Annotated in this window: 17 protein-coding genes; 5 read left to right on the top strand and 12 right to left on the bottom strand. The window is 67.0% G+C overall.

Features of this window, described 5'->3' with window-relative positions:
* The 6 genes from EPK82_RS20810 to lptM form a co-directional block, all read right to left on the bottom strand.
* The coding region (locus EPK82_RS20810; RefSeq protein WP_134677873.1) for an HAD family hydrolase at positions 1 to 575 on the bottom strand (575 nt) is incomplete at its 3' end.
* Complete coding sequence (gene xerC, locus EPK82_RS20805) at positions 572 to 1,474, bottom strand: tyrosine recombinase XerC (protein ID WP_037052762.1); 903 nt, start codon at positions 1,472 to 1,474, stop codon at positions 572 to 574. The genes xerC and EPK82_RS20810, both read right to left, overlap by 4 nt.
* 73 nt (positions 1,475 to 1,547) lie before the next feature.
* Positions 1,548 to 2,246, bottom strand: coding sequence for a DUF484 family protein (locus EPK82_RS20800; RefSeq protein WP_134677872.1), 699 nt, complete (start codon positions 2,244 to 2,246; stop codon positions 1,548 to 1,550).
* Positions 2,243 to 3,073, bottom strand: coding sequence for a diaminopimelate epimerase (gene dapF / locus EPK82_RS20795; RefSeq protein WP_037052768.1), 831 nt, complete (start codon positions 3,071 to 3,073; stop codon positions 2,243 to 2,245). Before dapF ends, EPK82_RS20800 begins: the two co-directional genes overlap by 4 nt.
* 10 nt (positions 3,074 to 3,083) lie before the next feature.
* Positions 3,084 to 4,331 (bottom strand): diaminopimelate decarboxylase, encoded by a 1,248-nt coding sequence (lysA, locus tag EPK82_RS20790; protein WP_134677871.1) that lies wholly within the window; start codon positions 4,329 to 4,331, stop codon positions 3,084 to 3,086.
* A gap of 12 nt (positions 4,332 to 4,343) precedes the next feature.
* Complete coding sequence (gene lptM / locus EPK82_RS20785) at positions 4,344 to 4,469, bottom strand: LPS translocon maturation chaperone LptM (RefSeq protein ID WP_017361215.1); 126 nt, start codon at positions 4,467 to 4,469, stop codon at positions 4,344 to 4,346.
* Between the two features lie 181 nt (positions 4,470 to 4,650).
* On the opposite strand from lptM, the gene EPK82_RS20780 reads away from it, so the two are divergent.
* The 5 genes from EPK82_RS20780 to EPK82_RS20760 all read left to right on the top strand — a co-directional run bounded on the left by EPK82_RS20780 (position 4,651) and on the right by EPK82_RS20760 (position 7,661).
* On the top strand, positions 4,651 to 5,688 hold the full coding sequence (locus EPK82_RS20780) for an AraC family transcriptional regulator (RefSeq protein WP_037052774.1): 1,038 nt from the start codon (positions 4,651 to 4,653) through the stop codon (positions 5,686 to 5,688).
* Positions 5,689 to 5,755: 67 nt separating this feature from the next.
* A complete protein-coding gene (gene cyaY / locus EPK82_RS20775; RefSeq protein ID WP_037052776.1) occupies positions 5,756 to 6,088 on the top strand; it encodes an iron donor protein CyaY in 333 nt (110 codons plus the stop codon).
* The gene (locus EPK82_RS20770; RefSeq protein WP_037052778.1) at positions 6,078 to 6,275 is read left to right on the top strand and encodes a DUF1289 domain-containing protein; all 198 of its coding nucleotides are present in this window, start codon (positions 6,078 to 6,080) and stop codon (positions 6,273 to 6,275) included. Before cyaY ends, EPK82_RS20770 begins: the two co-directional genes overlap by 11 nt.
* Positions 6,276 to 6,394: 119 nt before the next feature.
* Positions 6,395 to 6,802, top strand: a complete 408-nt coding sequence (gene rnk, locus EPK82_RS20765; RefSeq protein ID WP_037052780.1) for a nucleoside diphosphate kinase regulator — start codon at positions 6,395 to 6,397, stop codon at positions 6,800 to 6,802.
* A gap of 58 nt (positions 6,803 to 6,860) precedes the next feature.
* Positions 6,861 to 7,661, top strand: coding sequence for a lipase family protein (locus EPK82_RS20760; protein ID WP_134677870.1), 801 nt, complete (start codon positions 6,861 to 6,863; stop codon positions 7,659 to 7,661).
* Here the strand turns inward: EPK82_RS20760 and EPK82_RS20755 are convergent.
* The 6 genes from EPK82_RS20755 to EPK82_RS20730 form a co-directional block, all read right to left on the bottom strand.
* Positions 7,658 to 10,516 (bottom strand): class I adenylate cyclase, encoded by a 2,859-nt coding sequence (locus tag EPK82_RS20755; protein ID WP_134677869.1) that lies wholly within the window; start codon positions 10,514 to 10,516, stop codon positions 7,658 to 7,660. The genes EPK82_RS20760 and EPK82_RS20755 overlap by 4 nt on opposite strands.
* Before the next feature lie 175 nt (positions 10,517 to 10,691).
* A complete protein-coding gene (locus EPK82_RS20750; protein WP_037052786.1) occupies positions 10,692 to 10,946 on the bottom strand; it encodes a TIGR02647 family protein in 255 nt (84 codons plus the stop codon).
* The gene (locus EPK82_RS20745; RefSeq protein WP_244230067.1) at positions 10,943 to 11,749 is read right to left on the bottom strand and encodes a substrate-binding periplasmic protein; all 807 of its coding nucleotides are present in this window, start codon (positions 11,747 to 11,749) and stop codon (positions 10,943 to 10,945) included. Before EPK82_RS20745 ends, EPK82_RS20750 begins: the two co-directional genes overlap by 4 nt.
* 98 nt (positions 11,750 to 11,847) lie before the next feature.
* Positions 11,848 to 12,123: a hypothetical protein gene (locus tag EPK82_RS20740; RefSeq protein WP_037052791.1), complete on the bottom strand. Its 276-nt coding sequence runs from the start codon at positions 12,121 to 12,123 to the stop codon at positions 11,848 to 11,850.
* Positions 12,124 to 12,150: 27 nt separating this feature from the next.
* Positions 12,151 to 12,903: an endo alpha-1,4 polygalactosaminidase gene (locus EPK82_RS20735; RefSeq protein WP_206596757.1), complete on the bottom strand. Its 753-nt coding sequence runs from the start codon at positions 12,901 to 12,903 to the stop codon at positions 12,151 to 12,153.
* A gap of 73 nt (positions 12,904 to 12,976) precedes the next feature.
* On the bottom strand, positions 12,977 to 13,456 hold the full coding sequence (locus tag EPK82_RS20730; RefSeq protein WP_037052794.1) for a GNAT family N-acetyltransferase: 480 nt from the start codon (positions 13,454 to 13,456) through the stop codon (positions 12,977 to 12,979).
* Positions 13,457 to 13,467: the final 11 nt, after the last annotated feature.

Here is a 13,467-nt window from a genome sequence, read left to right as displayed (position 1 = left end):
GCCTTGGCCCCGGCGATATCGTCGCTCGGGTGATCGCCGATGTGCACCGCGCGCTCGGCAGCCACGCCGGCCCGCCCGAGGGCTTCGAGGAAGGGTTTCGGGTCGGGCTTGCCGACCCCCAGCTCCTCGGCGCAGAGCGCGAACTGGAAGTACTCGGACAGGCCGAGGCGGCGCACGTCGGCATTGCCGTTGGTGATCACCGCGAGACGGAAGCGCTCGGCCAGTGCCTCCAGGGTCGGATGCACATCGGTGAACAGCTCGACCTGGTGACGCGCACTGAGAAAGACCTGAAAGCCGGCCTCGGCCAGCGTCTGCGCCTCGCCGTGAGCGTAGCCGGCATCTTCCAGCGCGTGGAACAGGATGCGCCGGCGCAGCTCGCTGAGGCGGTGCCTGAGCATCGGCTCGGCATCGAGCAGGCGGCTGCGCACCGCCCACAGGTGTTCGACCGGCACTGCGCCGAGGCGTGGCGCGTGCAGGGCCAGCCAGTTGCGCAGGGCCGCCTCGGCGTCCTGCATGACCGGCGTGACGTCCCACAGGGTGTCGTCGAGGTCGAAAGTGATCAGTTCAATGCTCATTCGCAACCGCCTTTGCGCTTGGCGCGTGGATGGGCCTGGTCGTAGACGCTGGCCAGGTGCTGGAAGTCCAGATGGGTGTAGATCTGCGTGGTGGCGATGTCGGCATGGCCCAGCAGCTCCTGCACCGCACGCAGGTCCTGCGAGGACTCCAGCATGTGGCTGGCGAAGCTGTGACGCAGCATGTGCGGGTGCAGGTGCTGGCCCAGCTCGCGGACGCCGGCCTGGCGGACCCGCAGCTGCACCGCGCGCGCGCCGAGACGACGCCCCTGCTGGCTGATGAAGACCGCGCCGTCGCTCGGCCTGGCCAGCGCGCGCAGTGCCAGCCACTGCTCCAGTGCCTGGCGTGCCAGGCTGCCCACTGGCAGCTCACGCACCTTGTTGCCCTTGCCGCGTACGCGCACCAGGCCGGCCTTCAGGTCGAGACCGTCGAGATCGAGGCCGACCAGCTCGGACAGGCGCAGGCCGGAGGAATAGAACAGTTCGAGCATCGCCTGGTCGCGGCGGGCGATGAAATCGTCCTCCACCGCGCCGTCGAGCAGCTGTGCACTGCGGTCGGCGTCCAGGGTGCGTGGCAGGCGCCGTTCGCGCTTGGGCGGGCTCAGGCCGGTGGCCGGGTCATGGCGACACAGGCCTTCGCGCAGCAGGTACTGATAGAGGCCGCGTGTGGCCGAGAGCAGGCGCGCCAGGCTGCGGCTGGAGAGCCCCTGCTGATGCAGGCGGGCGATCAGGCGACGCAGGTTGCGCGTGTCCAGCTCGCTCCAGGCGTGCAGGCCCTCGGCTTCACAGAAGGCCTGCAGCTTGCCGAGGTCGCGACGATAGCCGTCGAGGGTGTGCACCGACACCTGGCGCTCGCGGCGCAGGTGTTCGAGGTAGGCGTCGAGGTGGGCTTCAAGCTTCAAGCTGCAAGCTCCAAGTGAAAGCGTTCGGTCTGCCTGTCTCGTGCAGCTTGAAGCGTGCGGCTTATGGCTGCTTCTAGCGGACCGAGCGCAGCGGCGTCGAGAAGCTGGGCAGCACGCGCGCCAGGACTTCGGCGATGTAGCCCAGGAACAGGGTGCCCAGCGAACTCTTGTAGTGCTGTGGATCGGCACTGCCGATGGCCAGCACGCCATGCAGGCCCTGGTGGGTGAGGCCGACCACGGCGGCGGAGCCGACCTGGGCCGCGTCCTCCTTGCCGAAGAGGAACTCCAGTTCATGCGGGCGCAGCACACCGCAGATGGTCTTGCCGCCGCTGAGCAGGCCGCCGATCTGCTGATGCGCCTCGGCCGAGCTGACCGAGCGGCCCACCGGCAGCTTGTTGTCGCTGAACAGGATCAGGCCCACGAACGGCACCTGGAACTCGTGGCGCAGGCTGTCTTCGACGATGCCGACCACTTCTTCCAGGCTGCCGGCATCGAGCAGGTCGAGCACCAGACGGCGGGTCTTGTCGAACAGGCGATCGTTGTCGCGGGCCACGTCCATCAGCTGGCCGAGGCGGTGGCGCATCTCGATGTTGCGCTCGCGCAGCAGCTTGACCTGGCGCTCCACCAGCGACACGGCGTTGCCGGGCTGGTGCGGAATGCGCAGTTCGGGAATCAGTTCTTCATGGTCGATGAAGAACTCCGGGTGCAGGCGCAGGTAGGCGGCGACCGTTTCCGAGTCGAGCGGTTTGGGCGAATCCTGCTGGTCGGTCATAGGCGAACCTGTCCTTCGTATACGCGGGCAGCGGGTCCGGTCATCATAACCGGCTGACCTTCGCCTGCCCATTCGATGGACAGTTTGCCGCCTGGCAGTTCCAGTTGCACGGGCGAATCCATCCAGCCCTGGCGAATGGCCGCGACCGCTGCGGCGCAGGCGCCGGTGCCGCAGGCCTGGGTCTCACCCGCGCCGCGCTCCCACACGCGCAGGCGTGCCTGCCTGCGGTTCTGCACCTGCAGGAAGCCGACGTTGACCCGCTGCGGGAAGCGCGCATGGTGTTCCAGCTTCGGCCCGAGTGCGTGCACCGGAGCATCGTCGACGCTGTCGACGCGCAGCACGGCGTGCGGGTTGCCCATCGACAGGGCCGCCAGCTCGACGCTCTGGCCGTCGACATCGACGCGATAGCTGAGCGCGGCCTGCTCGGCCTGGAAGGGCACCTGCTCGGGCTGCAGGCGCGGTGCGCCCATGTTCACGCAGACCTGGCCGTCGTTCTGCACGCGCAGCTCGATCACGCCGCTCTTGGTCTCGACGCGAATGACCTTCTTGGTGGTCAGGCGCTTGTCCAGCACGAAGCGGGCGAAGCAGCGCGCACCGTTGCCGCACTGCTCCACCTCGGAGCCGTCGGCGTTGAAGATGCGGTAGCGAAAGTCGACGTCCGGATGGCTCGGCGGCTCGACGATCAGCAACTGGTCGAAACCGACGCCGGTGTGGCGATCGCCCCACTGCTTGGCATGCTTGGGTTGCACGTGGGCGTGCTGGCTGATCAGGTCGAGGACCATGAAGTCATTGCCCAGGCCGTGCATCTTGGTAAAGCGCAATAGCATGGCGTCGCCCTCAGGCCGGCAGCAGGCTTTCGCCGGCGTAGAGCTCTTGGACGGTTTCGCGGCGGCGCACTTCGAATGCCTGCTCGCCATCCACCAGCACCTCGGCGGCACGGCCGCGGGTGTTGTAGTTGGAGCTCATGACGAAGCCATAGGCACCTGCCGAGCGCACGGCCAGCAGGTCGCCCTCGGCCAGCACAAGCTGGCGGTCCTTGGCGAGGAAGTCGCCGGTCTCGCAGATCGGCCCGACCAGGTCGTAGTTGCGCGCCTCGCCTGCGCGTGGCTGCACTGCCGACACATCCATCCAGGCCTGGTACAGCGCCGGGCGGATCAGGTCGTTCATCGCCGCGTCGATGATGGCGAAGTCCTTGTGCTCGGTGTGCTTGAGGTACTCGACCTGGGTCAGCAGCACGCCGGCGTTGGCCACGATGAAGCGACCCGGCTCGAACACCAGCGACAGGTCACGCCCTGTCAGACGCTTGCGCACGGCGGCGATGTAGTCGCCGGCCAGCGGTGGCTGTTCGTCGCGATACTGCACGCCGAGGCCGCCCCCGAGGTCCAGGTGCCTGATGGTGATGCCGCGTGCGGCCAGTCTGTCGACCAGCAGCAGCAGGCGGTCCAGGGCGTCGAGGAAGGGTTCGAGGGTGGTCAGCTGCGAGCCGATGTGGCAATCGACGCCGATCACTTCCAGGTTCGGCAGCTCGGCAGCACGGGCGTAGACCGCCTCGGCCTGCTCGATGTCGATGCCGAACTTGTTTTCCTTGAGGCCGGTGGAAATGTACGGGTGGGTACCGGCGTCCACGTCCGGGTTGACCCGCAGCGAAACCGGCGCCTTGACGTCCAGCTCGGCGGCGACCTTCTGCAGGCGCTCCAGCTCGACGCTGGACTCGACGTTGAAGCAGTGCACGCCGACTTCCAGGGCGCGACGCATGTCGTCACGGCTCTTGCCGACGCCGGAGAAGACGATGCGGCTGGGGTCGCCACCGGCGGCCAGTACACGCTCCAGCTCGCCGCTGGAGACGATGTCGAAGCCGGCGCCAAGGCGGGCCAGCACGTTCAGCACGCCGATGTTGGAGTTGGCCTTGACCGCGAAGCAGACCAGGTGCGGCATGCCGCTCAGGGCGTCGGCATAGGCGCGGTACTGCCCTTCGATGTGGGCGCGCGAGTAGACGTAGGTGGGCGTGCCGAAGCGCTGGGCCAGCGCGGACAAGGCGACGCCTTCCGCGAACAGCTCACCGTCGCGGTAGTTGAAGGCTTCCATGGCAGGCTCCTGTCAGAGTTCGAAACGGTCTCGGCTGTTACCGGCGTTGTCGTCGCCCGGCAGGTACAGCGGGCCTTTCTGACCGCAGCCGGCCAGCAGGCAAACGGCGGCGAGGAGCGCGAGGGTCAGTCGCTTCATGGGGCAGTCCTTGAAAATAAGCGTGAATTGCGCCGGAGTATACCGACCCCCCGCCACCTTGCCTATGCGCCAGGCGCCCGCCTGGCGGGGCGCTGGCCCAATCGGCCTGCCCGCCTGGCGCCGGTCTGGAGGGCTTTCGCGGCCGCGTGGGTTAGCATGCGCCAAGTAACGAGGAGGCTCGATGGACAATCCCGCAATTCTGGCCGGCTCGGTCTCCGTGGCCTACCTGCAAGGTCTGGTCGAACACCTGCAGCGCCTGGGCATCGCCCCCGAGGTCCTGCTCGCGCATGCCCAGCTCGGTCCGGAGGCGCTCAACCAGCGCGATCAGCGTATCGCCGCCAGTGCCTATCTCACCCTGCTGGGCGAGGGCATGCGGCTGAGCGATGACCCCTGCCTGGGCCTGCATCTGGGGGAGTCGGTGCGCCCCGGCTACTACGGCGTGCTCGGCTACCTGATCATGAGCTGCGCGACCCTTGCCGATGCCCTGCACCGGCAGGCGCGCTACGCCTCGCTGGTGGGTAATCTGGGCCTGGTGCTGCTCGAGGACGAGCCGCCGCGAGCGGGCTGCGAACCGCTGGTCGCACACAGCTGGCAGCCCCTGCTGGCGCAACAGCAGCGTCAGCTGAGCGAGGAGACCCTGGCCGGCTGGGTCAGCTTCGGGCGCTGGATCAGCGGCCTGGACATCGCCCCGACCGAGGTCCGTTTCCAGCATTCGGCGCCGGCCGATACCCGCGAGCATGAGCGCATCTTTCGTTGCCCGGTGCTGTTCGATCAGGCCGACAACGCGCTGGTCTTTCCCAAGCGCCTGCTCGCCGTGCCCCTGGGCCAGGCTGACGCGCAGGTGCGCGGGATGCTCGACGCCTATGCCGATCGCCTGCTGAGCGAACTCAACCAGGGCAACAGCGTGCTCGACCGCGCGCGGGTCGAACTGGCGCGTCAGTTGCCCGAACGCGGGCCGGATCTCGAGGGCATCGCCGCTGCCCTGGCGCTGAGCCCGAGGACCCTGCAGCGGCGCCTGCGCGAAGGCGGGCTATCGTTCAGCCAACTGGTCGACGAGACGCGGCAGCAGCTGGTGCTGCATTACCTGCGAGATCCGGCGCTGGAACTGGCCGAGGTCGCCTTTCTGGTCGGCTTCAGCGAGCCGGGTTCGCTGGCGCGAGCGTTTCGCCGCTGGACGGGACAGAGTCCGGGCGAGTACCGTCGCCACCTTTGCGCCTAGGCTGGCTGTTGCGGCCTGAGGTTTTCGCCTATTTTTTGCACGTGCTGCACCTTGTGAGGATACCCCGATGAGCCTGAGCGAAGCCCGCTTTCACGACCTGGTCGATGCCACCCAGCAGGCGGTGGAAGACATCTTCGACGACAGCGGCCTGGACGTCGATCTGGAGAACAGCGGCGGCGTGCTGACCGTGCGCTTCGATAACGGCAGCCAGCTGATCTTCAGTCGCCAGGAGCCGATTCGTCAGCTGTGGCTGGCGGCGCGTTCCGGTGGTTTCCACTTCGACTACGACGAGGCTGACGGGCGCTGGATCTGCGACACCAGCGACGAGCAGCTCGGCGAGATGCTGGTACGCATCACGCTCGAGCAGTCGGGCACCGAGCTGGAGTTCGATGAGCTCTGAGCCCACGGAGCGGCCGCCGCAGTCGCCGTGTCGGCGCCAGTGCTGCCTCGACGAGCATGACCAGTGCCTGGGCTGTGGCCGCACCCTGCAGGAAATTCTCGACTGGGGAACGGCCGACAATGCCAGGCGCAGGCTGATCTGCCAGGCAGCCGAGCAACGCCTGCAACAGCGTCGACAGGCCCGTTGACCTGGCACTCTTGTTTATTTGCCCGGCTGTGTTAGGGTCGACCAGACAGTCAGCTTAAACCCCGCCTTCGGGCGGGGTTTTGCTTTTTTATGGCCTACGTAAGGAGACCGCCCGGCATCATGAACAGCACACCTACCATCACCGTTACCCGCCTCGATCTGCAGCGTCTGGAGCGTTTGCTCGACAGTCTGGACGAGTTCGGGCCTGGCGCTGCTGCGTTGCAGGCCGAGCTGGATCGTGCCGAAGTGGTGGGGCACGACGAAGTGCCGGCAGGCGTGGTGACCATGAATTCGCGGGTGCATTGCCGCGAGGAGAGCAGCGGCAAGGACTATCACCTGACCCTGGTCTACCCGGAGGATGCCGGCGGCGAGGGCAAGGTCAGCATTCTCGCGCCCGTTGGCAGCGCGTTGCTCGGCTTGTCCGCCGGTCAGCATATCGACTGGCCGGCGCCGGGTGGCAAGGTACTCAAGCTGACCCTGCTGGCGGTCGAGTATCAACCCGAAGCGGCTGGCGAATACGATCGCTGACGCTCCGCCCTGGCTGGTCTAGAGTGAGGTTTCTCGCTAACGGCAAGGAGGCCTCGCCATGTCCAGCCTGCCCCTGTATTTCCCGCCTACCTACCAGCTCTCGCGCGCCCTGCTCTGCGCCGAGCTGGTGATGACTGCCTACGATCAGTACGAGCAGTGGTTGGCGCAGCAGCGCCCGCGCAAGCCGCAGCACTTTCACTGGCAGGCGCCGCAACTCGAGGGCTGGACGCTGTCAGCGCCGATCTGGAGCGTGCTCAGCGAGTGGCACCTGTTCAACGAGTCGGAGCCGTTCGGTTTTGCTGCGCGTGATCCGCAGGGTGATTGTTACCTGGTGTTTCGCGGTACCGAGTCGGTGCAGGACTGGCTCGACGACCTCGACCTGGACCAGTGCGACTACCCCTGGCAGGCCGGCGCCGGCCTGGTTCACGACGGCTTCCTCAAGCTCTATGCGTCGCTGCGCGATCAGGCTCTGCTGGCGCTGGATGATCTGCAGTCACAGGGGCTGCTCTGGGTGTGCGGGCACAGCCTGGGCTGCGCCCTGAGCAGTCTGGCCGTGGCGGACCTGCGCGAACGCTGGCCGTCGCGGCCGTTGCAGCACTACAACTTCGCCAGTCCGCGCCTGGCGTCCCCGGCCTTCGCCAGCTACTACAACGGGCTGGGGGTACCGACCTATCGCCTGGTCAACGACAGTGACCTGGTCCCCGAGGTGCCGCCGGCGGACAGCGACCGCTGGCTGTACCAGCACCTCGGTCTGCCGGTGACCTTTACCGCCAGCTATGGCGGGGTCGCCGACAATCACAGCATGGCTGGCTGCTACCTCTACGCCTTGAACCACCCACAGGCGCCGATGCGCGACTAGGCCTGCTGCAGGGCGGCGTTCAGGGCGTCTTCCAACTCGCTCTTGTAGCGCAGGTAATGCACGGTCTGCGCCTGCTGGCCGGCCAGCACGGCGGACAGGTCGAGGTCGGTGATGTAGCAGGGGTAGCGCTCGCCACCGGCGCGTTGCGCGAGGATGTGCTGGGCGACGGCGCGGTACAGCTCGCGCCCGTACTCCAACTCGGAGAACTCGCGGTGGTTGCAGTACAGCGTGACATGGTGCTGGCGCCCGTCACCGGGCTCGACGATGGCCTGCACGTCGTAGAACGGGTGGCTGACCTGCGACTCGGGGGCCGTCCGGCGCTCGAGGCGCTGGGCGCGCAGCGGCGCCGCCGGCAGCAGCTCGTAGTAGAGCATCTCCAGCGGCGCCGGGTTGTCGCTGCCATCCAGCGGCAGCATGGCGTTGCGCCGATACAGCAACGACTGCAGGAAGCGTTGCAGGGGCGTCAGCAGGCTCTGTTCGTCGCGGAACGGCAGGCGCCTGCGCCATAGCGCGTTGTGCTCGTCGAGCAGGGTCAGCTCGGCTTCGCCGTTGCTTTCGTGCAGGCGATAGAACAGCTGGATGCACTGCGGCCGTCCCATCGGCAGGATCAGCGCCAGGTCGTCGCCGTCGAGGGCGTGGCGGTCCAGGTGCAGGGGGCTGTAGCGCGCCTGCTCGCTGCCCAGGTGGTCCAGCAGCGCCGGCAGGTCGCCCAGCGCGGCATGGCTGACCTGCCCGGGGGTCAGCTGGAGCACGTGATAGTGCTGGCGAATCTGTACCAGATAGCGCGACTGGCGCCCTTCGGCGTAGGTGGCGAGCAGGTCGTTGAGCAGCTCTTCGACGCGTTCGGCAATCGCCGGCGCACGGTTGCGGCAGTAGCAGCGCACCTGCACCCTGGGCTGCGGGCCGCCCGTGGGCAGGCTGTTGAGCAGGTCGCGCAGGCAGTCGAGCAGGGCGTCGCTGCCGTCATAGCGGCTGACCTGCAGTTCGTTCCAGCTGTTGAGCACCACCTGATCGAGGGTCAGCACCAGGTTCTCGCGCACTCCGGAGTAGCCCAGTGCGTCGGTGCGGCCTGAGGTCATGTGCACGTTCATCTGGCTGTGCTGGGGCAAGGGGTCGACGCCGACGTTGACCAGCAGCAGGACCTGGCTGGGCACGCTGGCGCGCAGCAGGGCCAGCTCCTCGACGCCAGGCAGGGGCAGGGGGAAGGCCTGCTGCAGGCTGCCGATCAGGTTGGACAGCTCGAAGTCGCTCAGGTCGCTGCTGCCCGGGTGCAGGGACAGCCGTGTGCTGCTGTCGATCACACTGTTGCGATGGCACCAGGCGAGCAGTTCGATCAGCTCCCGGGAGCGCTTCAGCGGGGCGAAGTCGGGCCATTCCTGGGCGTTCAGGCTGCCGGGGAACAGCGCCCACTGATGCTCGTTCGGCGCCTCGGCCGTGGAATGCTGCACCAGCGTCAGGGTGTCTTCTGCCAGATCCGGGGCGATGCCGGGGTTGATGAACTCGACCTTGCCGGCCTTGCGTTCGAAGGCGGCGTAGAGGCGCCGCCCCAGCACGTTGAGGTCGCGGTTGTTGAGTGAGCTGCCCGCCTGCGCGCTGCGCGCGAACTGCGAGAGGAAGCGATAGCTGTAGGTCAGCTCGTTGACCAGGACGCGGCGCTCGGCGGCGACCTGGCGCACCTTCCACTGGCTGCGGCTGTCGAGCACCGCGAGCTGGCGCGTCTGCCAGCCCCATTCGCCGGTGAGGCGTTCGAGCAGCAGGCGTTGCCAGCTCTTGGCGCGGCCACGGGTGGGCGGGCGGCTGATCTTCTTGTTCACCTTGAGGTACAGGCAGCGGCGGATCAGTTCGAGGCGCTCCTGATCGGCCCGGGCGATCAGGTATTCCTCCAGGCGCCGATAGACGACGATGTACGGGTCGAGCTCGTCCAGGTCCAGGCGTCCCTCGAAGACCGCCTGCTTGAAACGCAGCGCCAGGCATTCGACCTGCGGGTGCTCGCTGGCGTAGACCTCGGTGAGCAACAGCTTGAGCGCGGACTTGTAGGGCGACTCGATGCCCTTGAACAGCTGCCACATGCCAGCGCCGATGAACTCCTCCGGCGGGATGCGAGCCAGGTGGCCGAGGTCGAGCACGTCCTCGGCGCGGACGAAGCGCTTGTTCAGCAGCGTGCGGCAGTAGTCGTGGTAGCGCGCTTCCTCGTACACCGGCACCAGCCACCAGATCGGCGTGCGCCCACCGAGCCAGATCGCCGTGCGGTAGAACTCGTCGAGCAGCAGGTAATGCTGCGTGGTGCCGCAGTCGTCGGAGGTCAGCTGCGCTTCGCGGTCGCCCTGGGTGAAGCGCTGCGGGTCGACCAGAAAGACATGCACCTCGGCGCCCTGGGTGGCGGCCCAGCTCTCCAGCTGGTCGCATTTCCTGCGCAGTTCCTGCAGCTGCTGCGCCGTCAGGTTCGGCGCGTGACACAGCCACAGGTCCATGTCACTCTGTTCGGCCTGGGCCACGGTGCCCAGGCTGCCCATCAGGAACAGGCCATGCAGCGGCGCTGAGCCCTGGCCACGGCGTGGTTTGTAGACGAAGGAGCGGGTCAGGCGCTGGACTTCGGCCAGGCTGCCGTCATCCGGCTCGAAGCCGCTCAGGCCGGCAGGCGTGCTGGCCGAGACATAGCCGGGTAACAGCGGGTGATTGACGTGCAGCAGCAGCGGCAGCAGCTTGAGCACCAGTTGCTGGCGCGTCGACAGGGCTTCCATGGCGCGCTGCAGGCGGCCCTGGTTGATCCGCAGGAAGCGCGCGCGCAGCTGTGCCAGCACCTTGCGGTCGATGCCATCGTCGATGTCGGGGCGGATTTCCTGCGTGCGCGTCATGCTCGAACTCTACTGGAGATGGTGCAAGCCTATCAGCGGCGTGCTCGCCAGTGCAGTGCCTGTGACGCTATATCGCCCGCCGGGCATGCCTCTTGAGGGCGGCCGGCGGGCAGGTCCAGCTGAGGGGCGTGTCGTGGGGCGCAGCAGGCTACCCGCGAGACTGCCGGGGTGCGTCTCAGGCCGCGGTCGTCTGGCGCTTCGCGAGGATGGTGAGCAGGGCTTGGGCGTGTTCGGCGGCGTCGATGCCGAGGCTGGTCAGGTAGCCGCCATCGGCCTGGCTGACCAGGCCTTTCTCATGCAGGCGGGTGATCGCCCCCTGCGCCTTGAATGAAGCGTTGTTGTGCACCTTGAGTCCTTCCTGGTGATTGTCCAGATTGTACAGGGCGAGGATTTCCAGTTCGTCGATCAGGTCAGCGTCGAATGACTTCATGGTGACTCCGTCTTGTTGTTATGGCGTTCGTGCAGTGTAGAGCCCTGCGGCCCGGTCTGCCCGTCGGCCAGTTGCCATTTCTCCAGGATGCGCTGGTAGGTGCCGTCCTGCCTGATGCGCAGCATGCCCTCGTCGAATCGCTGCAGCAGGCTGGCGGCCTGGGCGTTGTGGCGCGAGAAGGTCAGGTACAGCTGCGGGCGATGGACGGTCGCCAGGGCCGCGAACTGCCCGGCCAGTTCCGGACGCTCTCGCAGCAGTGCCTGGGTGGTGCCGCGAAAGGCGATGACATAGTCCACCCGGCCACGCTGCAGCATCAGGAAGCCATTGATGTCGCGTCGCACCGCGATGCGGCGGATGCCCGGGTAACTGTCGAAGTGCTCGCCGTAGGTGTAGCCGATGGTGACGGCCACGCGCTTGCCGACCAGCGCCGACAGGTCCTCGACGGGCGCCTCTCCGACGGGGCCCCAGAGCAGGATGTTGTCGCTGAACAGCGCCTGCTGTGGCAGCAGGTAGGCGGCGCGGATGCCGGGGTCCGGCGTGGTGTTGAAGCAGGCGGGCAGGGCGCCGGTGCGGGTCAGCTCCATGCAGCGCGAGTAGGGGTAGGGCATCAGTTCGATAGGCGTCTCGCTGACCGCGAACGCGGCGCGGACGATGTCAGCGGACATGCCCTCGATCTTGCCGTCGCGCCAGGCGGTGTAGGGGTACCAGTCATCTTCGGCGCCGATACGCACCACTTCGGCGCGCGCGATGCCGCTGGCGCTCAGCCAGAGCGACAGGACAAGCAGGGTGACGAGTCGTGGCAAGGAGCAGACCATCGCGGGGCGCGCCTTTCTGGTCGGGAATGGCTGTGAAAGTAGCAATCTACCTGCCAACCCAACCAGTGGCCTGGATCAATCCGCCTTCAGTTTTCTTCCGGCAGCGTCGGCAGGGCGCGCAGGGCCTGCTCGTACCAGGCGCCATCGAAGGGGCGGTCGTCACGCAGCATGGCGTCGACTTCATGGGCGAGCACCAGGGCCATGAGCTCGAGAATCTCCTCGCGCTCGTAGCCGACCAGGGTCAGCTTGTTGTAGACCGCCTGGGCGGCCGCCGGCTCACCGTTCTCCAGCTGGTTCTCGATGGCCTGGACCAGCGTGGCCTCGGCGAAGGCTTCGTCTTCTTGCTCGATGTTGTCGCTCATGGTGCCTCTTGGTGTGGGTGGGCAGGCTCAGTCGCAGGGTATGCCGACGGTCTTGAGGCTGCGCTTGAAGTATTGCAGGCGGAAACCCGAGGTGGCGGCCTTGCTGCAAAGGTTGTCGTTGAAGGTGCGGTACTCGGCGATGAAGATGGCCTTGCCCTGGCTGCGCATGTGGTCGTAGCCGTCGCACTCCTTGTAGCGGTAGCAGCTCTCGTTGATGGCGAAGTCGAAATGCTCGCCGAGCACGGGAAGCAGCTCCACGGCATTCTTCAGCCCGACGTTCATGTTGCGACTGCGCGCCTGTTCGGCCAGCCAGCGATTGAAGTCGATCTGCTGCTCTTCGGTCAGGTCGAGACCGTTGTCGTTGCTGTAGCCATCCACGTTGTCCGGGTCGACGCCGTCGCAGCCCTTGGCCGCGGCCAGGTCCAGGCGCTTGGCCAGCAGCTGGCGCACGTCGTCGCGGCGATGGTCCAGCCAGCGTTCGCCCGGCCAGTCCGCCAGCTCGTTGCCGAGGGCTTCCTGCGGATAGCTGGCGGCATCGCTGCGCCAGTCTTCCCAGGTGCCGGCGCTGAAGTAGCAGATCACGATGCGACCACCACCCTTGAGTGCGGTGATGGTCTGCGTCGGCGTGTCGTACAGGTCGATGTCATAGACCTGCCGATCCGGCGTCTGCAGCTTGCCGTCGAGCTGCATGTGCCAGGATGCATCGGCCGGAATGGGAATGGGGCTCGCCGGGGACAGTGCAGGGGCGAGGACGCTGATCAAGGCGAGTAGGGTACGCATGATGCTCTGCACTCGGTGGCGGGAGATGTAATCACCATAGGTCAGGGGGCGGGACGCGGCCAGCGGGCTGCCGTCAGCCGGCGGCGAAATCCAGCAGGGCCTGGCCGGTCAGGCGATAAGTGGTCCATTCGCTCTGCGGACGGGCGCCGAAGGATTCGTAGAAATCGATGGCCGGGGTGTTCCAGTCCAGCACCGACCATTCGAAACGACCGCAGTCGCGTGCCACGGCCAGCTGCGCGAGGTGGCGCAGCAAGGCCTTGCCGGCGCCCAGGCCACGGGCCTCGGGGCTGACGTAGAGGTCTTCCAGGTACAGGCCATGCTTGCCCAGCCAGGTGGAGTAGTTGAAGAAGTACACGGCATAGCCGATCGGCTGGCCGGCGTTCTCGCAGATCAGACCATGGGCGGTGCTGCCCTCGGCGAACAGGCTGTCGCGGATGCCGGCGGCATCGGTCTTCACCTCCTGCTCGGCCTTCTCGTAGATGGCCAGGTCGGTGATGAAACGCAGGATCAGCTCGGCGTCGTCAGGGGTGGCGGGGCGGATGGTCAGGGGCATGGCGAATACTC

It is taken from the genome of Ectopseudomonas khazarica (assembly GCF_004521985.1).
GTDB classification, from domain to species: domain Bacteria; phylum Pseudomonadota; class Gammaproteobacteria; order Pseudomonadales; family Pseudomonadaceae; genus Aquipseudomonas; species Aquipseudomonas khazarica.
Note: the sequence above shows the minus strand (reverse complement) of the source record. Positions and strands in the feature narration are given on the sequence as shown.